This is a genomic window from Amycolatopsis nivea, from assembly GCF_004522235.1.
GTDB lineage: Bacteria > Actinomycetota > Actinomycetes > Mycobacteriales > Pseudonocardiaceae > Amycolatopsis > Amycolatopsis nivea.
The window spans coordinates 231,284-255,594 of sequence record NZ_SDLT01000008.1 but is presented as its reverse complement, the minus strand read 5'-3'; the positions used below and the strand labels follow the sequence as shown (position 1 = coordinate 255,594).

Below are 24,311 nucleotides of genomic sequence, written 5' to 3'. Positions count from 1 at the left end.
CCGCCCCGGTGACGAGGGCGCCGGCGATGACAACGGAATTCCTTAGCCTCGGCATGCGAACTGCGACGGCCGGGCGCGAGCGCGGGTTCCCTGCGTGCGGCAGATATTTCGGATCCGCCAGGCCGCGCACCCGAGGTAAGTGCTTGCACTTCGCTAGCACTCGTGGTCTCCTAGAAGCGCTTGCAAAACACAATCACTCCGAAAGGGAAGCCATGATCCGCCGAGTACTCGCCCAGTGCACCGTCTCCGAGCTCGCGCGCGCCGAGAAGTGGTACACCGCGTTATTCGACCGCGGTCCCGACGCGCGGCCGATGCCTGGCCTGCTGGAATGGCACTTCGACGACGCCTTCGGGCTGCAGGTGTGGTCCGAACCCGACCGCGCCGGGCGGTCGACGGTCGTCTTCGAGGACACGGACCTCGACGCGGTCGCCGCCCAGGCGACGAAGGCCGGTATCGCGCACGACGGGCCGCAACCCGGTGGCGGCGCGCGCATTCTGCCGCTCGCCGACCCGGACGGGAACCGCGTCGTGTTCAGCGGCAAGTGATCCGGCTTGACCGCCCGGCCCGGACCGGCCTAGGGTCGCGACTAGAGAGATCGCTCTAGTCGGGAAACCCGAGGGAGGTCCGATGCCGCGCGTGGAGCTGTCCGCCGGGCCGATCGACTACACCGACACCGGCGGTGCCGGGCCGGTTCTGGTGTTCGGACACGGGTTCCCGATGTCCGGCACGCAATGGCGCAAGGTCGTCCCGCTGCTGGAGGGCTGCCGCTGCGTCCTGCCCACGCTGCCGCTCGGCGCGCACCTCGCCCCGATGCGGCCCGACGCGGACCTGACGCAGTTCGGGGTCGCGCGGCTGCTCGGCGAATTCCTCGCCGCACTCGACCTCCAGGACGCGACAATCGTGCTCAACGACTGGGGCGGCGGCCAATTCCTCGTCGCCGACGGGCTGGCTCCGGCCGAGCACGTCGCCCGGGTCGGCCGGCTCGCGCTCGTCGCGTGCGAGGCGTTCGACAACTTCCCGCCCAAACCCGCGCGACCGGCCGTGAAGCTGCTCCGGCTCCCCGGCGGACCGTGGCTGCACGCCCAGGCCACCCGGACGTCGTTCTACCGCCACGCCAAAGCCGCCTACGGGGGGATGTGCGAAAGCCGGATCCCCGACGACGTTCTCGAGGGCTGGTTCGCGCCGGCGTTGCGGGACAAGGAAATCCGCCGGGACATGGTCAAATTCGCCACCGGGAGCCCGCCGCGGCGAGTGCTGCTCGAATGGACCGAGCGGCTGCGGTCGTTCGACCGGCCGGTCCTGGTCGTGTGGGCGGGCAAGGACCGGATGATGCCCGCCGAGCACGGACGGCGACTCGCCGAGTTGTTCCCGGACGGCCGCCTCGTCGAAATCCCGGACAGCGGCACGCTGATCCCGGAAGACCAACCGGAACGGCTGGCCAAGGAACTGATCGCGTTCCTCGCCGAAACGGGCGCGGAATAACGCGTCAGGCCGACACCGTCAGCGGAAAGCGCACTCCGGTCAGTTCCTCGGAGACAGTCCACAAGCGACGGGCGGTCTCGAGATCACGTGCTTTCGCCGACCGGCCAACGAGTTTCGGCGCGCCGCGGTTCTGCAGGAAACCGCGTGGGCCCGCGTAGCTGTTCCCGGGAATGTCGGCGAGCGCGGCGTAAAGCGTCGGCCGGGCACCTTGTTCGGGGGTTTGCGCGAACACGCGGGTGCCGAATTTCGCGATAGAAGAGAGCACCGGCGTCTCGACTTTCAGCAGATTCGTCGCAGCCACTCCCGGATGCGCGGCAGTCGCGAGCACGGGCGAACCGGCTTCGGTCAACCGGCGCTGGAGTTCGGCGGTGAACAGCAGGTTCGCGAGTTTCGACTGCCCGTAGGCCGCCGTCGCCCGGTACGGCCTGCGCTCCCAGTTCAGGTCGGCGAAATCGATCGAGCCCACGCGGTGGCCGTTCGACGAAACCGTCACCACCCGGCCGCGGATCTGCCGCAGCAGCAGGTTCGTGAGCGCGAAATGGCCGAGATGATTGGTGCCGAACTGGGATTCGAAACCATCGGCGGTGCGCGACAGCGGCGGGATCATGATGCCCGCGTTGTTGATCAGCAGGTCGATCGGCTCGGTGAACTCCGCCGCGAACGCGCGGATCGAAGCCAGGTCGGCGAGGTCGAGCCGGCGGACTTCGGCGTCGCCGGGCAACTGGTCGGCGACCTCGCGGCCGCTGCGCGGATTCCGCACCGCGAGCACGATCCGCATGCCCTTGGCGGCCAGCGCCGCCGCGGTCGCCCGCCCCAATCCGCTGTTCGCACCGGTGATCACGGCGGTGCGGCCGGTCTGGTTTTCCGGAAGAAGGTCCATGCCCCCAAAGTAGGCACCGACAACAATGTTGTCAACGGAAACATACTGCTAGACTGGCCGGGTGCCCGACCAGTCCGAAGACCGCCCCTACCACCACGGCAGCCTCCGCACCGCCTTGCTCGACGCGGCCGAACGCGGGTTGCGCGCGCACGGGGCCGATCAGCTGTCGCTGCGCGACCTGGCCAGGGAGATCGGCGTCAGTCACGCCGCGCCGCGCCGGCACTTCCCGGATCGGCAGGCGTTGCTCGACGCGCTCGCCGAAGCCGGTTTCGCTCGCCTGGACAGCGCGTTGCGCACGGCATTGAAGACCGCCGAAGACTTCCCGGGCCGCGTACGCGCCGCGGCAACGGCGTACACCCGCTTCGCCACCGAGAACTCGGCGCTGCTGGAACTGATGTACACCAGCAAACACCGCCCCGGCGCGTCGCGGATCGTGCAGGCCGCCGAAGCGCCGTTCGCGCTGATGAACGACCTGATCGTCGAAGGCCAGCAGCAGGGCGCGTTGCAGGAAGGGCCGCCGCAGCGGATCGGCGTCGTGCTGTTCGCGACGCTGCAAGGAATCGCGACGCTCGGCAACGGCGCCCTCGTTCCGCCGGAATTGCTCGACGGGCTCGTGGACACCGCCGTCGAACAGTTCCTGCGCGGCGCTCGTCCATACTGTGCCGATGGTTACTGACCCGACCACAGCCACGGCCGAATGACTTCGCCGCAACGGTTGCGTGCCGCTTCGGGGGTCGGCCTACTTTTGGTCGGATCAGTAACGAAACCGGCGGGCCGAGCGAATGGCGCGGACAATTGGATACCGTGGGCGGCATGGCTGACCAACGACCGCTCGGCTTGCGAGAACGCAAGAAGCTCGACACGCGCAAAGCGCTGAGCGACGCCGCCGTGGCGCTGATGTACGAGAGAGGTCCAGACAACGTCGTCCGCGAGGACATCGCCGAGCGGGCCGGGGTGTCGCTCCGGACGTTCAGCAACTACTTCGCCACGAAATACGACGCGGTCGCCTACCGGCAGGAACACCGGATCCGGCTCAGCGCGGAACTGCTGCGCCACCGCCCGGCGGACGAACCGCTGTGGACCGCGCTCGCCGAAGCGCTCATCGAACCGCTGCGCGCCGACGGGGTGCCGTACGGGCAGCCGGCATCCGAGCAGCTCAGCGCGGTGCAAGCGTGGAGCGCGACGCCGGAGATGCGCACCGCACTGGCCCGCGTGCAAACCGGCGACCTGGTCAAGGCGATCGCCGAACGCACCGGCGCCCGGGTCGGCGACCTGTACCCGCAACTGGTGTCCGACGTCGCGATCGCGGCGATGACCACGGTCCTGAACCGGTTCCTGGACGAAAGCCTGGAAAAGACGGTCCCGGCGACGCTGCGCGACGTGTTCGCGCGGATTTCGCGGGGGCTCCCGCCGCAGTGATCAGCCCCGCGACGCCACGGGCAGCGAGTTCTCCCGGCCATGCGCCACAAACTCCGCCCGCAACGCCCGTCGATCCTCCTCGCTGAGCAGCCGATACGGGCTAGTCCGGGTCGGCGCGAACCACACCTCGCCGCCCTCCCAACCCAGCGCACGCAACGGCGCCTTGTCCACCTTGCCGCTGCCCGTCACCGGAGCATCGTCGATGATCCGGACGAACGTAGGCCGCCATTTCGTCCCCAGATCCGGTTGCGCGGCAAGGAATCCATCGAACTCGACCGGATCGAATGCGGCATCCGCAGCGAGGATCACCGACGCCATGAGCAGGTCCCCGGTCCGCGGATCGGGCACGCCGTAGCAGTGCGCCGCCGCGAACGCCGGGTAGCGGCCCAAAATGCGCTCGACCGGGGCGGTGCCGAAGTTCTCGCCGTCCACGCGGAGCCAGTCCGCCGCGCGGCCCGCGAAGTACAGGTAGCCGTCGCGGTCGCGGTAGCCGAGGTCGCCGGTCCAGAAGTCCTCGCCGCCGAATTTCAGCCGTTCGGCCATCGCGGCCGGGTTGCGGTAGTAGCCCTCGAACGTTTTTCCCCGGCCCACCGCGACGATCTCGCCGGTCGCTTCCTCGCCGTTCAGCAGCAGACCGTTCTCGTCGAATTCCGCGAGCGGGCATTCCCGGTTGTCCTGGTCGCGGATTTCCGCGCGCATTCCGGGCGCGGGACGGCCCAGCGCGTTCGGCGGCGCGTCCGGGTCCGGCACGATGCGGATTCCGCCTTCGCTGGACCCGTACCCTTCCCGCACTTCGCAGCCGAACCGACGGCGGAATTCGGCGGATTCGCCCGGCGCGGCTTCGGAACCGAAGGCGACCTCCAGCCGGTTGTCGGCGTCGGTCGGCTGCTCAGGCTGCGCGACGACGTAGCTCAGCACCCGGCCGACGTAGTTGAAGTAGGTAACGCCGTGCGCGCGCAGGTCCGGAATGAACTGCGACGCGGAGAACTTCCGCACCAGTACGATCGTCGCGCCGACCTTCGCCGCGGCGGCGAGGTTCATCATGATCGCGTGGCCGTGGAACATCGGCAGGCACAGGTAGGTGACCGAATCGCGGTGCAGCGAGACGCGTTCGGCCAGCGCGTCGGTCAACCGGCCGAGGCGGCCGTTGCTGCAGATCACCGCTTTGGGCGTGCCGGTCGAGCCGGAGCTGAACAGCAGGAGGAAGATCGCCTCCGGGTCCGGGAGCCACGCGGGCAGGTCCACGCCCGCGTGCGCGGCGAGCAGATCCTGGTACTCCGGCGATTCCACGTCGAGGATCCGGCGGACGGTCGGCAGCTCAAGGCTCGCCACCTCGTCGCGGTAGAGCGGTTCGGTGAGCAGCACGTCGACGTCCGTGTGGCTGATGTCCGCCGCCAGCTCCGCGCCGCGCCGGGTGGAGTTGACGCCGACCAGAACATCCCCGGTCACCGCGGCGGCGAGGAGCCAGAACACGAAGTCCGGCAGGTTCTGCAGCAGCACCCCGACGTGCCGCTGCGTCCGCCCGGGCCCCGGATCGAAGGTGCGAAGCAGCGACGCCCGGACCGCGGCCTCGCCGACCACTTCAGCCCACGTCCAGCCCCGGCCCTCGAACCGCAGCCCCTCGTGCGAATCCTCGTGCCGGGACCGGACGACTTCCGCGAAGGTCTCCATCAGCGGTCCGCCGCGAGCACGATCGCGGAGTGCGGCACCGGAGAACCGCCGGTGACGAGCACGTGTTCCAACGACTTCGCCGGTTGGTTCACCGAACTGCCGCGAATCAGCCGGACGCCCTCGGCGATTCCGTTGACTCCGTGGATGTAGCCCTCCCCCAGCTGGCCGCCGTGCGTGTTGACTGGCAGCCGCCCGTCGAGTTCGAGCGCACCGCTGGCGATGAAGTCCTTCGCTTCGCCGCGACCGCAGAATCCGTATTCTTCCAGTTGCAGCAAGACCATCGGGGTGAAGGCGTCGTAGAGGATCGCGGCGTCGATGCCGTCCGGCCCCACGCCCGCTTGAGCCCACAATTGCTCGGCGACCAGCTGCACCTCGGGCATTTCGTCGATGTCCTCGCGATAATAGCTGCTCATCGAAATCTGTTGCGGCCCAACGCCTTGCGCCGCCCCGGCGATCACCGCGGGCGGATGAGGAAGGTCGCGAGCCCGTTCCGCGCTCACGATCACCAGCGCCTGCCCGCCGTCACTTTCCTGGCAGCAATCGAGCAGCCGCAACGGGTCGGCGATCATCCGCGACGACTGGTGGTCTTCGAGCGTGATCGGCCGTTCGTGGAACCAAGCTTTCGGATTCACCGCCGCGTGTTTGCGGGAAAGCACCGAAACTCGGCCGAAGTCCTCGCTCGTAGCCCCGTATTTGTGCATGTACCGCCGCGCCAGAAATGCTTCCTGCTGCGCGGGCGTGAGCAGGCCGTACGGATTGATCCAGTTCCGATATTCCTGATCAGTGTTCGCGGTGTAGGCGAACGGCGGCGGCCCGGCCCCGAACCGGTGGCCCGAACGTTCGTTGAATGCTCGGTACACCACAACGACATCCGCAACACCAGAGCTAACCGCGAGCGCGGCCTGCTGCACCGGTGCGCACGCCCCGCCACCACCGTGTGGAATGCGGCTGAAGAACTTGAGCTGCGGAATTCCCAGTGCCCTGGCGACCGCGATCTCCGGGTTGGTCTCCATGGTGAACAACGCGAATCCGTCGACTTCCTCGACGGGAATCTGCGCGTCGGCAAGCGCGGCGAGAACGCATTCGCAAGCTAGCTGCCATTCGCTGCGTCCGGAATTCTTGCTGAATTCAGTCGCGCCGATCCCGGCGATCGCGGCCTGCCGCGCGAACCCGCTCATGCCGCCACCGTCACTCGGGCCGACACATGCACGCCGCGTTCGTGACTTCCGGTGACTTTGATCGTCACTGCGTCCTGAGTCGCTTCGATGACTTCGCCGGCGAAAGTGAGCGTGTCCCCGGGAAACAACGGCAGCCCGAGCCGCAACGACACCTTGCGGATCCGCGTCGCCGGGCCGCAGACGTCGGTGACATAGCGGTCGATGAACCCGTTGGTGGCGTTGATGCTGATGAAGATGTCCGGCATCCCGCGTTCCCGCGCTTTGCCCGGGTCGTGGTGCACGTCCTCGAAATCCTGGGACGCGATCGCGGTGGCGACGATCGTGGTGCGGTCGAAGGGAATCGCCAGCTCCGGCAGGCGGTCCCCGAGAGCCAGGGTCATCGGGTGTGCTCCTTCGGGTCGCGCGGCCGCAGCTGCGGGAGGATTTCGCCGTGCGCGTGCTCGCTGAAACCGACCTGGAGCGGCAGACCGACCTCGAGCCGGTCGTGGTCGACCCCGGCGATGTCCGCGACCAGCCGGACGCCCTCCTCCAGATCGGCGAGGCCGACCGCGAGCGGGTAGTCGAACGCGGGATCCTTCGGGTGATACAGCACCGTCCAGCTGTGCAATATCGCGCGGCCGCTGACGACGACCGTGTCCCACGCGAAACTCCGGCACACCGGACACGCCGGGCCGGGCGGATGCCGGAGGGTCCGGCAGCCGGTGCAGCGCTGGATTTCCAGGCGACCTTCGCGGGCGGCGGTGAAGAAGAACTGGTTGTCCTGGGTGATCGTGAGCCGCGGGACCGCGGTGTGCTCCCCCATCACTCGCTCCGTTCGGCCGGGCGGAACCGCAGGATCCGGAAGCGTTCGTCGACCAGCAGCTCGCCCGCTTCGTCCACGTAGTGCTTGCGCAGCGTGACGAAATGCCCGTAGCCGAGCGCGGTGCGTTTGCACCCCGAGACGGCCTCGATGGTGAAATGGCAGGTCACGTGCGTGCCTGGAGATATCTCACGGACGTACTCCTGCTCGACGTCGGTGGCCACCACCGAGGTGTAGCCGGCCGCGTCGAGCACGTTCATCAGCCGCGAATACGCGAAGTCCTCCACTGCGCCCTCGCGGCGCAGCTCCTGGAGCTCGCGGTAGCGCCGGTACCCGGCCATGATCCAGGTCGAGCACATCGCGGGCGGCGCGACGATGCCGGACCGGCCGGCCGCCTTCGCCGCGGCGTCGTCGACGTACACCGGATTGCGGTCGTCGAGCGCCTCGACCCAGTTGCGGATCATCGCCTCGTTCACCGCGTACCGCGCCACCCGCGGCGGCTCGGCCTGCTGGCCGGTGAACTCGGCGAAGTCCGTCCGGAGACCGGTCATCACCCCTCCTTGAGCAAGCGTTTGGCAGGACGGTAAGAGCGCGCGGACGGGCGGGCAAGGGAAAGTCCCGGTGGGCGGACGGCTCCGGTGATCGCGGTTCTTGCCGGGCACTCGCTCGGCCTGACTGCGGCCCGGTGTGGCCTTCTCGCAGCGGTGCGGCGATTCTTCCCGGCGGGCGGCCTTCGTAGGAGCTGCGAAGGGCGGTGAGGGGGACCCTGACGGAATCTGATTCCTGCAGGGGTCCCCTCACGGACAGCTCGGGCCGCGAGGATCACTCCCACCGCACCAGCCGCCGCACCACCTTCCCCGTCGCGTTGCGCGGCAGCGGGTCCCGGGTCAGGAACCAGGCCGTCGGGACCTTGTACCGGGCCAGCCGGTCGGCGAGATAGCCGCGCAGTCCGTCCGCGTCCACTTCGGACTCCGCTCGCAGCACCACCTTCGCCGCGACGATCTGCCCGTAATCCGGATCCGGCAGCCCGGCCACGATGCACTCCGCGACCCCGGGATGCCCGGCGAGCTGTTCCTCCACCTCCGCCGGGTAGATGTTCTCCGCCCCGCGCAGGATCAGGTCGCTGCGCCTGCTCAGCACAAACAACGCGCCGTCGCGCAGCTGGCCGAGGTCGCCGGTCCGGAACCAGCCGTCGGCGGTGAACGCGGCGGCGGTCGCGGCCGGGTCGTTGAAGTAGCCGAGCATCACCTGCGGGCCGCGGAGGTGGATCTCGCCGTCGACACCGTCCGGGACCGGGCGGCCTTCGGGGTCGCGGATCTGCACCTCCATGTTCGGCACCGGCCTGCCCGCGGTGTCCGGGTCGGCGAGGAGTTCGGCGGGGGTCGCGAGGGTCGCCGCGGTGGACGATTCGGTCAGGCCGTAGTTCGTGCTCAGCGAGGCGGCCGCGCCCGGCAAGGCGCCCCGGAGCTGGTCTTTCAGCTCGGCGGTCGACGGCGCGCTGCTCACCGAGACCGTCTTGAGCGTGCTGAGGTCGTACCCGGAGAGATCGGTTTCGACCAGCCGGGACAGCATAGTCGGGACCGCGCCCCAGTTGGTGATCCGCTCGGCCTGCACGAGCTCCAGCACCCGGTGGATGTCGAATTTCCCCTGGTACAGCACGGCGGTGTCGCCCACCGCGAGCCGCACGACGGCGAGGTTGTGCAGGGCGGCGATGTGGAACAACGGGGTGGCCAGCAGGAATCGGCGGTCCCGCGCCGGACGGCCGAATTCCGCCGCCAACGCGTCGTTGAACAGGTGGAACCAGACCGCGGCGAGCACGTTGCGGTGCGAGTGGGTCGCGCCCTTCGGACGGCCGGAAGTGCCGCTCGTGAAGAGGATGACGGCGGGGTCGTCCTCGTCGACCAGCTCCGGCTTCAGCTGCGCGCCTTCGTGCCGTCCGAGGAGTTCCCGGTATTCCGGGCTGCCGAATTCCAGCACCGGGTACCGATCCGCGACCAGCGGTTTCCGGGACGCGTCGGTCAGCACGACCTTCGGCGTGGTCAGGTCGAGGCCGTGCGCGACCTCCGGCGCGGCCCACATCGAGTTCATCCCGACCGCGACCGCGCCGAGCGACACCGCCGCCCAGAATCCGACTATCCACTCCGGACAGTTCGCCGCGCACAACGCGACCCGGTCGCCGCGGCCGACCCCGTATTCGGTCCGCAGCACCGAGGCGAGTGCCGCGACCTGACCGTAGTGCTGGGCAAAGGTGAGCCGACTGTCCACAGTGACCAGATACTCGCGATCGCCGAACTCGCGCGAGGCCTCCAGCAGTTCGGTCAGGCACCGGTGCCGCCGCGCGAACACCCGCGCCGGACGGCCCGCGACCGGCTCCGGCCGGATCTCGAACTCCGCGCCCGGCGCGGTCAGCCGCGCGATGATGTCGTCCCGATCGGTCATCGGTCGCCTCCCGTAGTGATCATCGGATCGTCAGCTGCCCGCCGTCGACGTTCCAGCACTGCCCGGTCACCCAGCCCGCCCCCGCGCTGGCCAGAAAGACCGCGGCGGCCGCGATGTCGAGCGGCTCGCCCACCCGCCGCAAGGGCACCTGCGCGCGAACGTACTCGGCCCACGAAGCCGGATCCACGTCGTCCAAGCGGCTCGTGCCGACCACGCCGGGGCACAGCGCGTTCACCCGGATCCCGTGCTGGCCCAGCTCTTTCGCCGTCGAGGAGGTCAGCGACTGCAGCGCGGCTTTCGACGCGGAATAAGCCGCCGATCCCGCTCCGGACAGCTTCCCGCCGATCGAGGAGATGTTCACGAACACCCCGCCGTCGCCCTGGTCGACCATCCGCCGCCCGAACGCGCGCGTCATCAGGAACGGCCCGCGCAGGTTGACCGCGATGACCCGGTCCCAGGTCTCGACGTCGAGGTCCAGCACCGGCAGCCGATCCGGTCCGCGCGCGGCCGCGGCGTTGTTGACGACGATGTCCACGCGGCCGAACGCGTCGAGAACGGTCGCCAGCAGCCGGTCGATCTGCGCCGGGTCGGCGACGTCGCTCACCACCGGCAAGGCCCGGCCGCCGGACTCGCGGATCTCGTCGGCCACGGACTCGATGTCTCGCCAGCCCGCGGCCTGTTCTTCCGGCGGGAACTGCTCGCGCGGGCGACCGCTGCCGGTCACCGCGACCGCGCACCCGGCCTTCGCCAGCTCGACCGCGATCGCCCGGCCGATCGACCGCATCCGGCCCGCCCCGGTCACCACCGCGACCTTGCCCTCGAACCCGCTCAGCGGATACATCTCAGAGCCGTTCCACGATCGCCGCGGTCGCCTGGGCACCGCCGGCGCAGATCGCCACCAGGCCGAGCGTCTGGTCGCGGCGCTCCAGTTCGTCGACGATCTCCGCGAGCAGCCGGATCCCGGTCGCGCCGACCGGATGGCCGATCGCGATGGCGCCGCCGTTGACGTTGAGCCGGTCCTCGTCGACGCCGAGCGTACGGGCGAACGACAGCGGCACCGACGCGAACGCCTCGTTGACCTCGAACAAATCGATGTCGGCGATCGTCATCCCGGCCCGGCCGAGGACGCGCTCGGCCGCGCGGATGGGCCCGTCCAGCAGGTACTTCGGTTCCGCGCCGACGATGGCCTGCGCGACCAGCCTCGCGCGCGGACGCAGGCCGAAGGTCTGATCGGCGTCGACCAGCAGCGCGGCCGACGCGCCGTCGGAAATCTGCGACGCGGTACCTGCGGTGTGCAGGCCGTCTTCCTTGATCGGGGCTAGTCCGGCGAGGGCTTCGGTGCTGGTGTCGCGCAGGCCTTGGTCGCGGTCGAACAGGCCGCCGTCGAGCGGGACCGGCAGGATCGAACGGCCGAACCGGCCCTCGTCCCAGGCACGGCGGGCGCGGTGCTGCGAGCGGAGGCCGAACGCGTCCAGGTCCGCGCGGGTGAGCCCGCGCCGCGCGGCGATCCGGTCGGCCGCCTCGTACTGCGCGGGCAGGTCGACCTTCCAGGACTCCGGGCGCGGACGGCCCGCGTCGCCGAGGTTGCTCAGCAGCGGCACCCGGCTCATCGACTCGACCCCGCACGCCATCCCGGCTTCCACCAGCCCGGCCGCGATCTGCGCGGCGACCAGGTGCACGGCCTGCTGCGCGGACCCGCATTGCGCGTCGATGGTGGTGGTCGCGGTCTCTTCCGGGAGCCCGGCGTGCAGCCAGGCGAACCGGCCGACGTTGTTCGACTGCTCCCCCGCCTGCGTGACGCATCCCGCGACGACATCGGTGACCAGCGCCGGGTCGAGGCCGGTGCGGTCGAGGATCCCGCGCTGCACGTGGCCGAGCAGTTCGACCGCGTGGATGCCGGACAGCGCACCGCGCCGCTTGCCGAACGGGGTGCGGATCGCATCCACAATGACCGGCGTACCCATCAGGCACCTCCTGGAGTCGTGCGGGCCCAGGCGTCGGTGAAGACCGCCGCGTCGCCGCAGGTCACTTTCAGGCTCAGCTCATTTTCCTGCTGCCACACGGAAATTCTTAACGTCTCGCCCGGGATCACCGGACCCGCGAAGCGCGCACCCAGCTCGCGGAGGCGTGCGGCTTGGCCGTCGAGTAAGTGGTCCACGACGGCTTTGGCGACCAGGCCGTAGGACGCGAGCCCGTGCAGGATCGGCGCGGCGAAGCCCGCTTTCGCCGCGACCTCCGGGTCTGCGTGGAGCGGATTTCGGTCCCCGTTCAGCCGGTACAGCAGCGCTTGCTCCAGCGTGGTGGCGACGTCGAGCACGTGGGTCGGATCGCCTTCCGGCGGCTTCGGTCCGGCTGCGACGCCTGGGTCGCCACCGAAACCTCCCTCGCCGCGCGCCCAGACGGACATCTTCGAGGTCCACAGTGGACCGTCGGCGTCCGCGACCTCGTGGGCGAGCACGATGACCGCGGCTTTGCCCTTGTCCTGCACCTCCGCGATCCGCGTCGTTCGTTCCGCCGAGCCGGACGACGGCAGCCGGTCCCGGTGGAGCGTGACGACCTGTCCGGCGTGCAGCAGCCGGGTCAGCTCGACGTCCACGCCCGGCAGCGTCAGCCCTTCTGCGGGACGGTCTCCGGCGGAAATCCCTTGTCCGGCAACGAGTGCGAAGGTCGGGAGGACCTCCAGATCCCGTTCGTAGCTGTACCGGAGGTCGGTGCCGGAGCCGAGGGAAAGGTGGTACAGCAGCACGTCGCGGGTGGTCCAGGCGATCTGCTGGGTGCGCGGCGGGGCGTTGAGCGCTTTGTCGACGTCGATGGGCACGGGGTCCTCCTAGGCCGGGGCGCCGATCGGGGGTGCGGAGGGCAACCGGTCCCCGAGCTCGGCGGCGAGTGCGTCGGCGGTGCCGAGAGTGAAGGCGACCTGACGGCCCCAGAGGAAGTAGCGATGGATCGGATAGTCGACGTCCGCGCCGATGCCGCCGTGCAGGTGCTGGGTCGCGTGCACGACCCGCAGTCCGCCGCGTGAGGCCCACCATTTGGCTACCACCGCGGCGATCTCCGCTTCCTCCTCGCGGCCCTCGTCAAGCAGCCAGGCGGCGCGTTGCGTGCAAACGCGGATCGCCTCAGTGTCGAGGTAAGCGTCCGCGGCCCGTACGGCGACAGCTTGATTTGTCGACAGTGGACGTCCGAATTGGACTCGTTCCGAGGTGTATTTCGCGGTGGTCGCCAACGCTTCGGCACACACGCCGACGCTGACTGCGGCCAGTGCGACCCGGAGCCTCCGGAGTGTCCATTGCAGAGCGTCGTCGCCGGTAGCCAGGATGTCTTGCGGGGCGACCACTGCTCCGTTGAACGCGATTGATGCGTGGCTTTCGCGGCTGGTGACTTCGACGGGTGTCACGCTGAGGTCGGCTGTGGGCACGAGTACTAAGTGGACCTGGTCGGCTTCCTTGACTGGCACCAGCACCAGGTCGGCCTGCGCGCCTGCGGGAATCGAGACGACTTCGCCGGTGAGTTCAAGGGCATCGCCGCGCCGGGTTGCGGTCACCGAAACCGTGTCGTCGAACGCGCCGACCAGCAGCGTCGAACCGTCCAGCACGCGCGGCAGGATCCGGTTCCGTTGGTCGTCGGAGCCGAACTGCGCGACTGGCAGCAGTCCGCCCGCGATGACATTCCACAATGGAACCGGGGCGACGTGCCGCCCCACTTCCTCGAGCAGCACCGCCAATCCGGACATTCCCAGCCCGGCCCCGCCGTCCCTTTCGGACAGGCAGATCCCGAGGAGGTCCGCCTCCGCGAGCACCCGCCAGAGGTCAGCGTCGAACCCGCCCTGCTTCTCGACGGCTGCTACCCGCTCGACGGTCGCGCGGTCGGCGAAGATCTTCGCGGCCAGCTCGCGGACCGCGCCCAGGTCGTCGTTGAGGTCGAAATCCATGTCAGCTCCTGGCCTTTTCCGGACGGCGGCGCGCGGACAGCGTCATGCCGAGGGTTTTCGCGGCGACAATCTCGCGCAGCACCTCGTTCGTGCCGCCGCCGAAGGTGTTGTTCTGCGCACGACGGGCGAGCGTCTCGACGCGTCCGTTCACCGCCGCGCCGGGCGAATCGGGGCGCAGCAGGCCGCGAGCGCCGAGCACTTCCTGAAGCCTGCTGTACGCGGTCACCACCGCTTCGGTGCCGAACACCTTGGCAGCAGCGGAATCCCCGCCGCCGAGGGTGCCCGCGGCGACGTCCGCGACCAAGCGCAGGTTGATCAGATCCGTGGCGCTGAGCAGCGCATACACCTCGGCGAGGGTGTGCCGGACCCACGGCAGGTCGTACACCGTGCCCGGGCCGAACGGTTCCTCCCGCGCCCACTTGAGGACCGCGTCGTACATCTGGTTCGCGATGCCGCCGCGCGCGGCGAGGGCGACGCGTTCGTGGTTGAGCTGGCTGGTGATGAGCCGCCAGCCGTTGTTCAGCTCGCCGACCACATTGGACAGTGGAATTCGGACGTCCTCATAGTACGTTGCCGAGGTGCTGATCCCGCCTACCGTATGGATTTCAGTAGCGGAGAATCCCGGAGTGTCGGTCGGCACGAGCACCACCGAGATACCGCGATGCGGCGGGGCGTCCGGATCGGTCCGCACGGCGAGCCAGATCCAGTCGGCGAAGATCCCGGCGCTGGTGAAGATTTTGCTGCCGTTGATCACGAGCTGGTCGCCGTCGATCCTCGCCCGCGTCTGCAGCGACGCGAGGTCAGTGCCCGCGCCGGGTTCGGTGTAGCCGATGGCGAACATCAGCTCGCCGCGCAGAATGGGCGGCAGGAAGAACTTCTTCTGTTCCTCGGTGCCGTGGTGCATCAACGCCGGCGCGACCGTGTTGAGCGTGACCAGCGACAGCGGGGCACCGGCGCGCAACACCTCGTCGTAGAACACGAAGAGCGCTTCCGGGTCCTCGCCGCGGCCGCCGTATTCCTCGGGCCAGCCGAGGCCGAGCCAGCCGTCCGCGCCCATCCGGCGGAGGATCCGGTCGAACACCGGACCGCCCTCGGTCTGCTCGACCAGCGCGCGGCGGTCGTCCTCGTCGATGATGCGGGCGAAGTACTCGCGCAGCTCGGCGCGGAGCCTTCGCGAGCGCTCCGACAGCTCCGGATGCATGCGGTTTCTCCTCAGGATCGGGTCAGCGGGGCAAGCCGAGGACGCGGTGGGCGATGACGTTGAGCTGGATTTCCACGGTTCCGCCGCCGAACAGCACGGCGGGCAGCCCGAGGTGGTCGAGGACGTGCCCGCCCTCCGCGCTCGCCGAGCCGGGGCCGAGCAGGGCGATCACCTCGCGCGAGCCCTCCTGCTGGGCGAGCGCGCTGAACACCTTCTGCACGCTGACCTCGGCGCCCAGGTCCGTTCCGGCGAGCCGGGCCAGCACACCGCGGAGGCCGAGCGTCGCGAGCGTGAGTTCCCGCGACGCGCACCGGCCGAGCGCGGCCAGCGCGTCGGGATCGTCCGGACGGTCGCGGAGCAGCTGGCGGATCCGGTCGGAGGAGCCGTGCGCGAGGGTCGCGCCCATGTTGTGCCGCTCGTTGGCGAGCGTGGTGGTCGCGAGCCGCCAGCCGCTGTTCGGTTCGCCGACCAGGTCGCGGTCCGGGACGAACACGTCGTCCAGGAAGACCTCGTTGAACTCCGCGCGTCCGGTGGCCTGCTTGATCGGGCGGACGGTGACGCCTTCCGCGGCCAGATCGACGAGGAAGTACGAAATCCCCCGGTGCCGCGGCGCGTCCGGGTCGGTCCGGGCGAGGCAGACGCCCCAGTGCGCTTCGTGGGCGAGCGACGTCCAGACCTTCTGCCCGGAGATCCGCCAGCCACCGTCCACTTTGGCCGCCCGGGTCGTGAGCGAGGCGAGGTCGGAACCCGCGCCGGGTTCGCTGAACAGCTGACACCAGCGGATTTCCCCGCGCAGCGTCGGCATGACGAACCGCTCGCGCTGTTCCGCAGAGCCGTGGACGAGCAGAGTCGGCAGCACCCATTCGCCGATCACCGTGGTGGGCTGCGGAATGCCGCGGCGCTCGAACTCCTCGGCGATGACGGCTTGTTCGAGCGGTCCGGCGTCCAGGCCGTACGGTTTCGGGTAGTGCGGGGCGGCGAGACCGGCGTCGGCGAGCGCCTGGGCGGACGGCTCGGTCTGGTCGAGAACGGACGCGATTTGGCGGCGCAGTTCGAGGCAGTCGTCGGGGCTGGCGAGGGTCAGGTCGCGGGTCGTGGTCCGGGCGCGTTCGCCGAGGGTGCGGGCGGCTGATCGGCCGAGGGAGCCCGACAGCGCGACGGCGCGTCGCCAGTACAGGTGCGCGTCGTGTTCCCAGGTGAAGCCGATCGCGCCGAGCAGGCGTACGCAGCTGACGGACGCGTCCACTGCGGCTGGGAGCGCGGCGTGCCTAGCCTGCGCGGCGGCAAGTGCTTGCTGCGCAACGGAATGCTGCTCGGCGCGAGCCGCGTCCCAAGCGGCGGCAGTGGCGATCTCGCGGTGCAGGAGGATGCCCGCCGCTTGATGCTGGACCGCTTGGAACGAGCCGATCGGACGACCGAACTGGACGCGGGTGCGGACGTGGTCGACGGCGCAGTCCAAAGTCCAGCCGCACAGTCCGGCTGCCTCCGCCGCCGCGGGGACCGCGAGGGCCAGCTCCGCTCGTTCCGGGTCGATCTCAACGACGTTGTCCTGAGATACCAGGAAGTTCTCCAGCTTGAGCCGAGCAGCGGATCTGGTCAGATCAACGGCCTCGACTGGGATCAGCTGGCCGGGCTCTGGTCGCAGCACGAACCAGATCTCTTGTGCGCGGACGACCGCGAGCTCCGCGTCCGCGAGCCCGAGCGCCGGACAACTCGTGCCGTTGACCTGCCAACCGTCGGCGGTGCTGGTCGCAGTGAGGCCTTCTAGTACGACAGCCCCGGTCGCACCGGCGGCGAACGCGGCCAGCGCTTCCGTCGGTTCGGCAGCGGCGAGGACGGCGCTGGCCATGACGGTCGGCAGGAACGGCCCGGGCACCAGGTGCCGGCCGAACTGCTCGGCGACCACGGCGAGTTCGAGCAGCCCGCCGCCTTGGCCGCCGACGGATTCCGGCAGGTGCAGCGAGTGCCAGCCTTGTCCGGTCAGCGCTTTCCAGAGGTCCGGCCGCCCGGGTTCGGCACGCGTCTCGGCGATCGGCGCGTGCCGGGCGGCCCAGCCGGCGGCGGACGCGGCCAGGTCGCGGTGTTCCTCGGAAAGGGCGATGGGCATAGGTCAGATCCGTTCGACGAGCACGCAGCTGGTGGCGGCCGCGGCGCAGATCGCGATCATCGCGAGACTGGCGTCACGGCGTTCGAGTTCCTCGACGGCCGTCGCGAGCAGGCGGATGCCGGTCGCGCCCGCCGGATGGCCGAGCGCGATCGCGCCGCCGAGCACGTTGAGCTTGTCCTCCGGCACGCCGTGCACCTGCGCGAACGACAGCGGGATGGCCGCGAATGCTTCGTTGACCTCGAAAAGATCGATGTCGCCGATCGTGAGACCGGTGCGGTCGAGAAGCTTCTGCGCGGCGGCGACCGGCCCGTCGAGGAGGTACTCGAGGTCGCCGCCGATGACGCACTGCGCGAGAAGCCGCGCCCGCGGGCGAAGCCCCAGTTCCTCGGCGCGGCTGCGGGACAGGAACAGCGCGGCACTCGCGCCGTCGGAGACCTGGGACGAGGCGCCCGCGGTGTGCAGCCCGTCGGGCACGGTAGTGCGGAGCCCGGCGAGCGCTTCCGCCGAGGTTTCGCGGAGGCCCTGGTCGCGCGTGACCAACTGGCCGTCCGGCATTTCCAACGGAAGCACCTGGCGATCGAAAAGCCCAGCGTCCCAAGCCTTTCGCGCGTTGTGCTGGGAGCGGAGGCCGAACGCGTCGAGGTCCGCCCGGGTCAACCCGCGCTTCCGAGCGATGCGGTCCGCGGCGGTGTACTGGTCAGGAGTTTCCAGGGACCAGTCGGCGGGCCGCGGCGTGCCCGCGCCGGTCCCCTGCTTCGGGGTGAGCGGCACGCGGGACATCAACTCGACGCCGCACGCGACGCCCGCGTCGGCCGTTCCGTTCGCGATCTGGCCGGTGAGCAGGAAGGACGCCTGCATCGACGTGCTGCACTGGGCGTCGATCGTGGTGGCCCCGGTCGCGGCCGGGAGCCCGCCGTACAGCCAGGCAGTGCGGACGACGTGGCCGTACTGCTCGCCCAGCGGCGTCACACACCCGCCGATCACCTGGTCGACCGCACCCGGCTCGAGCCCCACGCGGTCGAGGACGCCGCACTGGACCCGGCTGAGCAACTGGACGGCGTGCAGGGCGGAAACCCAGCCGTCGCGCTTGCCGAACGGCGTGCGCACCGCGTCGACGAGGACTGGCGTGGTGTCTTTCAAGCCCGGATCTCCTTGTCGCGGAAGGCGGGACCGGCCCCGGGAATCGAGCAAGCGTTTGGTTGGAGGTTAGCTCTGGAGCGGTGAGCGGGACAAGCACAGGTACTGGTGAGCGGGAGTGGCCCGGAGGCGGGCGTGCCACCGCATGAGCGGACCCGGCACCCGTTTCTGGGCAGGCCCGACCCGCCCGCGCCACTCCGCTCGCCAGCGGACACGATCTGCCCAGCCTGCGCTGCGGCTCCCCCGTCTCGCTNCAGCGGACACGATCTGCCCAGCCTGCGCTGCGGCTCCCCCGTCTCGCTCCGCCGATGCCACTCACCGGGAGCAGCCACCCGCCAACGGCTCGCGCCCACGGCACCACGTCGGCATCCCCACCCCGCCACTGCCCGCCGCCGAAGCCATTCACCGCGAGCAGTCGCCCGCCCCGAGCCCGCGCCCACGGCACCACGTCGGCATCCCCACCCCGCCATTGCCCGCCGCCGATGCCACTCACCGGGAGCAGCCACCCGCCAACGGCTCGCCCTCGGCACCATGACGGCATCCCTTCCCCGCATTGGAGGCCCCGTGTCCCACCCCAGCACCGCCCTGTCCGGCCGCACCGCCATCGTCACCGGGGCTGGAGCGGGGCTCGGCCGGGCCGAAGCGCTCGCGCTCGCCGCGCAGGGAGCGAACGTCGTCGTCAACGATGTGAGCGCGGGCGGGGACGAGGTCGTCGCCGAGATCGAGGCGCGTGGCGGGCGGGCGTTGGCCGTCCGGGGCGACATCGGTGGCTGGCAGTACGCCGAGGACCTCGTCACCGCGGCGACCGAGCACTTCGGGTCGCTCGACATCGTCGTCAACAACGCAGGCATCACCCGCGACGCGATGCTCTTCAACCTCAGTGAAAAGGACTGGGACGACGTCATCCGCGTCCACCTCAAGGGGCACGCGGCTCTCTCGCGCGCGGCGGCGCGTCATTGGCGACAGGTCAGCAAGACCACCGGCGAGCCCACCTACGCACGGCTGATCAACACGGCGTCGGAGGCGTTCCTGCTCGGCGGCGCGGGGCAGCCGAACTACGCGGCGGCCAAGGCTGGGATCGCGGCGCTGACCTTGTCCTGTGCGCGCGGGTTGAGCCGCTACGGCGTCCGCGCGAATGCGATCTGCCCGCGTGCCCGCACGGCGATGACCGACGGGATCTTCGCCGCCGGGCGCAGTGCGGGCGGGTTGGACATCCTCGCGCCGGAGCGGGTCGCGGCGTTCGTCGCGTACCTTGCGGCCCCGGCGGCGGACGCGGTGAACGGGCAGGTGTTCGTCGTGTACGGGGACATGGTCGCGCTGCTCGCCCCGCCGACCGTCGAGCAGCGGTTCGTGTCCGGGCAGGGGGCGTTCGATCCGGCGGAGCTGGAGCGGACGATCACGCCGTACTTCGCGGAGCGCGACCCGAGGAAAACGTTTGCGGCCAGCGACATCGCGAGGCTCGACGACACGGAGACGACCGGCGTCTCGTGAGCGGCAGTGCCAGTTAGAACCGGCATTGCCACTCACGACGTCACCGCACGGCCGCGGTCATCTCCTCCAGCATCGGCCGGACGTCCCGGCGGCGGTAGCCGAGCAGTTCCGTCTCGCGGGCGTCCGGTTCGTACGCGATCGTCGCGCCGCGGCCGGGCACCAGGACCCGGTCGGGCAGGAACGGGTGCTCCTCGTCGCGTTCCTCCAGGGTCCGTCCCGAGCCGGAGACGTCGAAGATCAGCTGGAAGTAGTCCCGGAAGCTGAGGTTTTCGTCGCCCACCAGGTACGCCGCACCGGATTCCCCGCGCAGCAGCGCGCCCTCGACCGCTTCGGCCAGGCTCCGCACGGACAGGTAGTTCGTCCCGCCGACCGGCGCGAAGTCCGGCACCTTCCCGGCCAGCTCACCGTCGGCCCAGGCCAGCATTTTCGCGAACTGCCGCGTCGACCGGCCGGGCGCCATGCCGACGATCGACGGCGGGTTCAGCGTGCACACCGCGAACCCGTCCCCGGCCAGGGCGCGCGCTCCTTCGTCGGCGAGGCGGCGCGCGTCGACGTACGGGTTCGTTTCCGCGAGATCCGGCCGGACCTGGTGGTAGTAGCTGCCGATCTGGACGAAACGTCCGACGCCGGCCCGCTTCGCGCGCTCCGCGATCGCGGTGACGCCGTCGATTTGGTACGTCCGCCAAAACTCCTCGTCGCCCCAGCCGGTGACGTGCCGGATGTCCTGTCCGGCGGCGAAAACGACGGCGTCGAACGGAGCCAGCGCGGCCTCGTCGAAACCGTCGTGGGCGTAGTCGCCGAGCAGCACCGGCAGGCCCGCCACCAGCGAATCGGCGTCGGGTTCGTGGCGTCCGGCGACCGTGACGGCGTGCCCGGCACCGTTCAAGTGCACGGCGGTGTTCGCGCCGATCATGCCAGTGCCGCCGATGACCAAGACCTTCATGCGCATTCCTCTATCCGAAGTGGACCCGTCCGCCGTCGACCACCGGACCGCGTTCCGACGTGATCCGAAGCCCGCCGTCGGACCAGCCTTCGACCTGCAATTCGTCGCCGGGGAACACCGGCGCGGCGAATCGGCCTTCCAGTAACGTCAGGTCCGCCGGATGCGCGCCGACCTGCCGGGCGGCGACCAGCGCGCCCGCGCCGAGGGTGGCCAAACCGTGCAGGATCGGGCGGGGCTGGCCGATTCCGGCCGCTGCCGCGGGGTCGACGTGGATGTGGTGCCGGTCCCCGAGCAAGCGGTAGAGCAGGGCTTGATTGTCCGCAGTGGACAGTGGCGCGGTCCAATCCGGACTGTCCAAAGCGGGCGGACGACCGCGTCCGCGTTCGCCGCCGAACCCGCCGATACCGGGGCAGAACAACGACCATGTGGCGACGAAGTAGTCCGATTCGACGGCCACTTCATAGACCGCCGCGCTGCCTTTGTCCCACACCTCCGGGACCCGGGCTCGCAGGGAAATCTCGCCCGCAGGCGGCAATGGCTTCAAGACCTGGAGCCGTTGCGAACCGTGCACCGCGTTGCCGACCTCGAACGCGCCGGCCGAGCCGAGGACGTCCGGGGCCCATTGGGCGAGCGTCAGCGCGAACGGCGGCAGCACCCGCAACCGGTCCTCGAACACCAAGTCGAGTTCGTCCGGCCGGGCACCGATGGCGAGCGCGTAGAGGATCGGGTCGCGGTCGGTGTACGCGACGGTGCGTTCGCCGAGGACCCGGCCCTTCCACTCCGCGGGGCTGTTCACTGCGCCCCGTAAACCGGTTCGGGCGCGGGCGCTTCCTTCAGCAGTTCGCGCAGGGCCGGGCCGACCTCGTCGGCGGTCCAGCGGCGGTCCAACTCGCGGGACGGACCGTGGCTCCAGCCGTTCTCCACGCAGATCCGGCCGCCCTCGACCTCGATCACGCGCCCGGTCACGTCCGCGGCCTCCTCGCTGGCGAGCCACGCGACGATCGGCGACACGTTGCCCGGGTGCATCGCGTCGAAGCCGTCGTCCGGCGCGGCCATCTGCGCCGCGAACGGACCCTCGGTCATCCGGGTGCGCGCGGCCGGGGCCAAAGCATTCACCGTAATGCCGTACCGGCCGAGTTCCGCCGCCCCGACCAGCGTCAACGCGGCGATCCCGGCCTTGGCGGCGCTGTAGCTGCCCTGGCCGACGCTGCCCTGCAGACCCGCGCCGGAGGTGGTGTTGATGATCCGCGCCGCCCGCGTACGCCCGGCTTTCGCCTCCGCGCGCCAGTAACCCGCGGCGTGGTGCATCAACGCGAAGTGCCCCTTGAGGTGCACCGCGACGACCGCGTCCCACTCCTGCTCACTGGTGGTCACGATCATCCGGTCGCGCACGAAGCCCGCGTTGTTCACCACGATGTCCAGCCCGCCGAACGCGTCGACCGCCTGCTGCACCAACGCTTCCGTCGCCGCGAAGTTCGCGACGTCGGCACCGTTGGCCACCGCTTCGCCGCCCAGCGCGCGGATCGCCTCGACCACTTCGCCGGCCGGACCGTCGGACGCGCCTTCACCCGCGCCCGAAGTGCCGAGGTCGTTGACCACGACGCTCGCGCCCTGGCGGGCGAGCTCCAGCGCGTGCTCGCGCCCGAGCCCGCGGCCCGCCCCGGTCACGATCGCGACCCGGCCTTGCAACATCCCGCTCACATCATCTCCGTTTCGTCGGCCGGCAGGCGAGGCGGTTCCCCGTAAACCAAGCAAGTGTTAGGCTACCAAGCAATCGCTAGGTTAGGAACGCACGTGACGATTTCCACGCAGCTCCACGACAACGGCACCTTCGTGGTCACCATGGACTACCCGCCGGTGAACGCCCTGCCGGTCGCCGGATGGTTCCGCCTCGCCGAAACGGTCCGGGAGGCGGGCGAGGACCCGGCGGTGCACGTCGTCCTGCTCAGGGCCGAGGGACGCGGCTTCAACGCGGGCGTCGACATCAAGGAAATGCAGCGCACCACCGGGTTCGACGCCCTCGTCGGCGCGAACCGCGGCTGTTACCTGGCATTCAAGGCGATCTACGAATGCGCCGTCCCGGTGGTCGCCGCGGTGAACGGCTTCTGCCTCGGCGGCGGCGTCGGACTGGTCGGCAACTGCGACACGATCATCGCCGCCGACGACGCGTACTTCGGCGTCCCCGAGGTCGACCGAGGCGCACTGGGCGCGGCGACGCACCTCGCCCGCCTGGTCCCCCAGCACCTGATGCGCACGCTGTACTTCACCAGCCGCACCATCGCGGCGAAAGACCTGGTCCAGCACGGCTCGGTACTGGAAACCGTGCCCGCCGCCGATCTGCACGACGCCGCGCTCGCGCTGGCCGGCGAGGTCGCCGCGAAGGACCCGCGCGTCATCCGGGCCGCGAAAGCCGCGCTGAACGGCATCGACCCGATCGACGTCAACCGCAGCTACCGTTACGAACAGGGCTACACCTTCGAACTCAACCTCATCGGAGCCGCCGACGAACACCGCGACGCCTTCGTCGCCACCGGCCGCCCGATGAACGACTGACCTCTCGAGGAGACCCGTGCCTCTCCGCACCCCGCTCACCGAGCTCACCGGCGTGACCCACCCGATCGTGCAAACCGGCATGGGCTGGGTAGCCGGCCCGCGCCTGGTCTCCGCGACAGCCAACGCCGGCGCACTGGGCATCCTCGCCTCCGCGACGATGACCTACGACGAGCTCGACCACGCCATCAAGGAAGTCAAGCAACGCACGGACAAGCCCTTCGGCGTGAACCTCCGCGCCGACGCGGGCGACGCCGCCGACCGCGCCGAGTTGCTGATACAGCACGGCGTCAAGGTGGCATCTTTCGCCCTGGCGCCCAAAAAAGACCTGATCGCCCGGCTGAAGGACCACGGCCTGGTCGTCATGCCCACCGTCGGCGCCGCCCGGCATGCCGAAAAGGTCGCCTCGTGGGGCGCCGACCTGGTGATGATGCAAGGCGGCGAAGGCGGCGGCCACACCGGCCCGACGGCCACCACCCTGCTGCTGCCATCCGTACTGGACGCAGTTGATATCCCAGTAGTCGCCGCCGGAGGCTTCTTCGACGGCCGCGGCCTCGCCGCCGCTTTGTCTTACGGCGCAGCAGGAATCGGCATGGGCACGCGATTTCTGCTCACCAGCGACAGCGCAGTGCCGGACGAAATCAAACGCACTTACCTGGGATTCGGCCTGGACGGCACCGTCGTCACCACCAAGGCCGACGGCATGCCGCACCGTCTGTTGCGCACCCCGTTCATCGAGGGCCTCACGAAGGAAGGCTTCGTGCAACGCATGGCGCGAACCCTGCGCCGTACCAAGGATTTCAAACGCCTGAGCGGACAATCCTGGCCTTCCCTGATCAGCGACGGCCTCCGCATGAAACGCGGCAGCGACCGCTCGTGGACGCAAACGATGCTGGCCGCCAACACCCCCATGCTGCTCAAAGCAGGCCTGGTGGAAGGCGATACCAAGGCCGGGATGCTGGCGGCCGGGCAGGTAGTCGGAGTGATCGAGGATCTGCCGAGCTGCGCGGAACTGGTGACTCGAATCGTCGACACCGCACAGGAACGGTTGAAAGCCACCGCTGCGCTGGCGGACTAGACCGG

Annotated in this window: 24 protein-coding genes; 7 read left to right on the top strand and 17 right to left on the bottom strand. The window is 70.0% G+C overall.

Annotation, left to right across the window (positions count from 1 at the left end; all coding sequences use genetic code 11):
• The first annotated feature begins 212 nt into the window (after window positions 1–212).
• Window positions 213–545 carry a VOC family protein gene (locus tag EIZ44_RS12750; RefSeq protein ID WP_134728681.1) on the top strand — a complete coding sequence of 111 codons (333 nt, stop codon included), beginning with the start codon at window positions 213–215 and terminating at the stop codon, window positions 543–545.
• A gap of 82 nt (window positions 546–627) precedes the next feature.
• Window positions 628–1,482: an alpha/beta fold hydrolase gene (locus tag EIZ44_RS12745; RefSeq protein ID WP_134728679.1), complete on the top strand. Its 855-nt coding sequence runs from the start codon at window positions 628–630 to the stop codon at window positions 1,480–1,482.
• 4 nt (window positions 1,483–1,486) lie between these two features.
• Here the strand turns inward: EIZ44_RS12745 and EIZ44_RS12740 are convergent, their stop codons facing one another.
• Entirely contained in the window at window positions 1,487–2,362 is an 876-nt protein-coding gene (locus EIZ44_RS12740; protein WP_134728677.1) for an oxidoreductase, read from the bottom strand.
• Window positions 2,363–2,423: 61 nt separating this feature from the next.
• Here EIZ44_RS12740 and EIZ44_RS12735 point away from each other — a divergent pair, with 61 nt between their 5' ends.
• Window positions 2,424–3,038, top strand: coding sequence for a TetR/AcrR family transcriptional regulator (locus EIZ44_RS12735; protein ID WP_134728676.1), 615 nt, complete (start codon window positions 2,424–2,426; stop codon window positions 3,036–3,038).
• Window positions 3,039–3,175: 137 nt separating this feature from the next.
• Window positions 3,176–3,781, top strand: coding sequence for a TetR/AcrR family transcriptional regulator (locus tag EIZ44_RS12730; protein ID WP_167754099.1), 606 nt, complete (start codon window positions 3,176–3,178; stop codon window positions 3,779–3,781).
• Here the strand turns inward: EIZ44_RS12730 and EIZ44_RS12725 are convergent, their stop codons facing one another.
• The 13 genes from EIZ44_RS12725 to EIZ44_RS12665 all read right to left on the bottom strand — a co-directional run bounded on the left by EIZ44_RS12725 (window position 3,782) and on the right by EIZ44_RS12665 (window position 18,247).
• Window positions 3,782–5,452 carry an AMP-binding protein gene (locus tag EIZ44_RS12725; RefSeq protein ID WP_134728674.1) on the bottom strand — a complete coding sequence of 557 codons (1,671 nt, stop codon included), beginning with the start codon at window positions 5,450–5,452 and terminating at the stop codon, window positions 3,782–3,784.
• Window positions 5,452–6,630 carry a lipid-transfer protein gene (locus tag EIZ44_RS12720; protein ID WP_134728673.1) on the bottom strand — a complete coding sequence of 393 codons (1,179 nt, stop codon included), beginning with the start codon at window positions 6,628–6,630 and terminating at the stop codon, window positions 5,452–5,454. Before EIZ44_RS12720 ends, EIZ44_RS12725 begins: the two co-directional genes overlap by 1 nt.
• Window positions 6,627–7,010 carry a hotdog family protein gene (locus EIZ44_RS12715; protein ID WP_134728671.1) on the bottom strand — a complete coding sequence of 128 codons (384 nt, stop codon included), beginning with the start codon at window positions 7,008–7,010 and terminating at the stop codon, window positions 6,627–6,629. Before EIZ44_RS12715 ends, EIZ44_RS12720 begins: the two co-directional genes overlap by 4 nt.
• The gene (locus tag EIZ44_RS12710) at window positions 7,007–7,432 is read right to left on the bottom strand and encodes a Zn-ribbon domain-containing OB-fold protein (RefSeq protein ID WP_134728669.1); all 426 of its coding nucleotides are present in this window, start codon (window positions 7,430–7,432) and stop codon (window positions 7,007–7,009) included. The genes EIZ44_RS12715 and EIZ44_RS12710 overlap by 4 nt, the downstream gene beginning before the upstream one ends.
• The gene (locus EIZ44_RS12705) at window positions 7,432–7,980 is read right to left on the bottom strand and encodes an FAS1-like dehydratase domain-containing protein (protein ID WP_134728667.1); all 549 of its coding nucleotides are present in this window, start codon (window positions 7,978–7,980) and stop codon (window positions 7,432–7,434) included. Before EIZ44_RS12705 ends, EIZ44_RS12710 begins: the two co-directional genes overlap by 1 nt.
• Window positions 7,981–8,251: 271 nt before the next feature.
• Window positions 8,252–9,868 carry a steroid-24-oyl-CoA synthetase gene (gene casG / locus EIZ44_RS12700; protein ID WP_134728665.1) on the bottom strand — a complete coding sequence of 539 codons (1,617 nt, stop codon included), beginning with the start codon at window positions 9,866–9,868 and terminating at the stop codon, window positions 8,252–8,254.
• 19 nt (window positions 9,869–9,887) lie between these two features.
• Entirely contained in the window at window positions 9,888–10,709 is an 822-nt protein-coding gene (locus EIZ44_RS12695; RefSeq protein ID WP_134728664.1) for an SDR family NAD(P)-dependent oxidoreductase, read from the bottom strand.
• A 1-nt stretch (window position 10,710) separates the two neighbouring features.
• Window positions 10,711–11,832 (bottom strand): steroid 3-ketoacyl-CoA thiolase, encoded by a 1,122-nt coding sequence (locus tag EIZ44_RS12690; RefSeq protein WP_037812209.1) that lies wholly within the window; start codon window positions 11,830–11,832, stop codon window positions 10,711–10,713.
• Window positions 11,832–12,686: a MaoC family dehydratase gene (locus tag EIZ44_RS12685; protein WP_134728663.1), complete on the bottom strand. Its 855-nt coding sequence runs from the start codon at window positions 12,684–12,686 to the stop codon at window positions 11,832–11,834. Before EIZ44_RS12685 ends, EIZ44_RS12690 begins: the two co-directional genes overlap by 1 nt.
• A 9-nt stretch (window positions 12,687–12,695) precedes the next feature.
• Complete coding sequence (locus EIZ44_RS12680; protein WP_134728662.1) at window positions 12,696–13,799, bottom strand: acyl-CoA dehydrogenase family protein; 1,104 nt, start codon at window positions 13,797–13,799, stop codon at window positions 12,696–12,698.
• A gap of 1 nt (window position 13,800) precedes the next feature.
• Entirely contained in the window at window positions 13,801–15,000 is a 1,200-nt protein-coding gene (locus EIZ44_RS12675; protein WP_037812215.1) for an acyl-CoA dehydrogenase family protein, read from the bottom strand.
• A gap of 22 nt (window positions 15,001–15,022) precedes the next feature.
• Window positions 15,023–17,107, bottom strand: a complete 2,085-nt coding sequence (locus tag EIZ44_RS12670; RefSeq protein WP_134728661.1) for an acyl-CoA dehydrogenase family protein — start codon at window positions 17,105–17,107, stop codon at window positions 15,023–15,025.
• Window positions 17,108–17,110: 3 nt separating this feature from the next.
• Window positions 17,111–18,247 (bottom strand): steroid 3-ketoacyl-CoA thiolase, encoded by a 1,137-nt coding sequence (locus EIZ44_RS12665; RefSeq protein WP_134728660.1) that lies wholly within the window; start codon window positions 18,245–18,247, stop codon window positions 17,111–17,113.
• 561 nt (window positions 18,248–18,808) lie between these two features.
• Here EIZ44_RS12665 and EIZ44_RS12660 point away from each other — a divergent pair.
• Window positions 18,809–19,735, top strand: coding sequence for a 3-oxoacyl-ACP reductase (locus EIZ44_RS12660; protein WP_240691277.1), 927 nt, complete (start codon window positions 18,809–18,811; stop codon window positions 19,733–19,735).
• 40 nt (window positions 19,736–19,775) lie between these two features.
• Here the strand turns inward: EIZ44_RS12660 and EIZ44_RS12655 are convergent, their stop codons facing one another.
• Genes EIZ44_RS12655 through EIZ44_RS12645 form a run of 3 tightly spaced genes read right to left on the bottom strand, consistent with a single transcriptional unit; the run spans window position 19,776 to window position 22,379 of the window.
• Window positions 19,776–20,678, bottom strand: coding sequence for an NAD-dependent epimerase/dehydratase family protein (locus EIZ44_RS12655; RefSeq protein WP_134728658.1), 903 nt, complete (start codon window positions 20,676–20,678; stop codon window positions 19,776–19,778).
• 10 nt (window positions 20,679–20,688) lie between these two features.
• Window positions 20,689–21,474 (bottom strand): MaoC/PaaZ C-terminal domain-containing protein, encoded by a 786-nt coding sequence (locus EIZ44_RS12650; protein WP_134728657.1) that lies wholly within the window; start codon window positions 21,472–21,474, stop codon window positions 20,689–20,691.
• The gene (locus EIZ44_RS12645) at window positions 21,471–22,379 is read right to left on the bottom strand and encodes an SDR family oxidoreductase (protein ID WP_134728656.1); all 909 of its coding nucleotides are present in this window, start codon (window positions 22,377–22,379) and stop codon (window positions 21,471–21,473) included. The genes EIZ44_RS12650 and EIZ44_RS12645 overlap by 4 nt, the downstream gene beginning before the upstream one ends.
• 93 nt (window positions 22,380–22,472) lie before the next feature.
• On the opposite strand from EIZ44_RS12645, the gene EIZ44_RS12640 reads away from it, so the two are divergent.
• Together EIZ44_RS12640 and EIZ44_RS12635 are read left to right on the top strand one after the other, a co-directional pair.
• Window positions 22,473–23,231 carry an enoyl-CoA hydratase family protein gene (locus EIZ44_RS12640; RefSeq protein ID WP_134728655.1) on the top strand — a complete coding sequence of 253 codons (759 nt, stop codon included), beginning with the start codon at window positions 22,473–22,475 and terminating at the stop codon, window positions 23,229–23,231.
• 16 nt (window positions 23,232–23,247) lie between these two features.
• On the top strand, window positions 23,248–24,306 hold the full coding sequence (locus tag EIZ44_RS12635; RefSeq protein ID WP_134728654.1) for an NAD(P)H-dependent flavin oxidoreductase: 1,059 nt from the start codon (window positions 23,248–23,250) through the stop codon (window positions 24,304–24,306).
• Window positions 24,307–24,311: the final 5 nt, after the last annotated feature.

What these genes read in the sequence shown, in the direction of transcription:
- EIZ44_RS12720 (WP_134728673.1), bottom strand. Translation starts at nt 6,630, where the DNA reads ATGAGCGGGTTCGCGCGGCAGGCCGCGATCGCCGGGATCGGCGCGACT.
- EIZ44_RS12715 (WP_134728671.1), bottom strand. Translation starts at nt 7,010, where the DNA reads ATGACCCTGGCTCTCGGGGACCGCCTGCCGGAGCTGGCGATTCCCTTC.
- EIZ44_RS12690 (WP_037812209.1), bottom strand. Translation starts at nt 11,832, where the DNA reads ATGGGTACGCCGGTCATTGTGGATGCGATCCGCACCCCGTTCGGCAAG.
- EIZ44_RS12750 (WP_134728681.1), top strand. Translation starts at nt 213, where the DNA reads ATGATCCGCCGAGTACTCGCCCAGTGCACCGTCTCCGAGCTCGCGCGC.
- EIZ44_RS12680 (WP_134728662.1), bottom strand. Translation starts at nt 13,799, where the DNA reads ATGGATTTCGACCTCAACGACGACCTGGGCGCGGTCCGCGAGCTGGCC.
- EIZ44_RS12695 (WP_134728664.1), bottom strand. Translation starts at nt 10,709, where the DNA reads ATGTATCCGCTGAGCGGGTTCGAGGGCAAGGTCGCGGTGGTGACCGGG.
- EIZ44_RS12725 (WP_134728674.1), bottom strand. Translation starts at nt 5,452, where the DNA reads ATGGAGACCTTCGCGGAAGTCGTCCGGTCCCGGCACGAGGATTCGCAC.
- casG (WP_134728665.1), bottom strand. Translation starts at nt 9,868, where the DNA reads ATGACCGATCGGGACGACATCATCGCGCGGCTGACCGCGCCGGGCGCG.
- EIZ44_RS12675 (WP_037812215.1), bottom strand. Translation starts at nt 15,000, where the DNA reads ATGCATCCGGAGCTGTCGGAGCGCTCGCGAAGGCTCCGCGCCGAGCTG.
- EIZ44_RS12740 (WP_134728677.1), bottom strand. Translation starts at nt 2,362, where the DNA reads ATGGACCTTCTTCCGGAAAACCAGACCGGCCGCACCGCCGTGATCACC.
- EIZ44_RS12655 (WP_134728658.1), bottom strand. Translation starts at nt 20,678, where the DNA reads ATGAAGGTCTTGGTCATCGGCGGCACTGGCATGATCGGCGCGAACACC.
- EIZ44_RS12705 (WP_134728667.1), bottom strand. Translation starts at nt 7,980, where the DNA reads ATGACCGGTCTCCGGACGGACTTCGCCGAGTTCACCGGCCAGCAGGCC.
- EIZ44_RS12670 (WP_134728661.1), bottom strand. Translation starts at nt 17,107, where the DNA reads ATGCCCATCGCCCTTTCCGAGGAACACCGCGACCTGGCCGCGTCCGCC.
- EIZ44_RS12710 (WP_134728669.1), bottom strand. Translation starts at nt 7,432, where the DNA reads ATGGGGGAGCACACCGCGGTCCCGCGGCTCACGATCACCCAGGACAAC.
- EIZ44_RS12745 (WP_134728679.1), top strand. Translation starts at nt 628, where the DNA reads ATGCCGCGCGTGGAGCTGTCCGCCGGGCCGATCGACTACACCGACACC.
- EIZ44_RS12730 (WP_167754099.1), top strand. Translation starts at nt 3,176, where the DNA reads ATGGCTGACCAACGACCGCTCGGCTTGCGAGAACGCAAGAAGCTCGAC.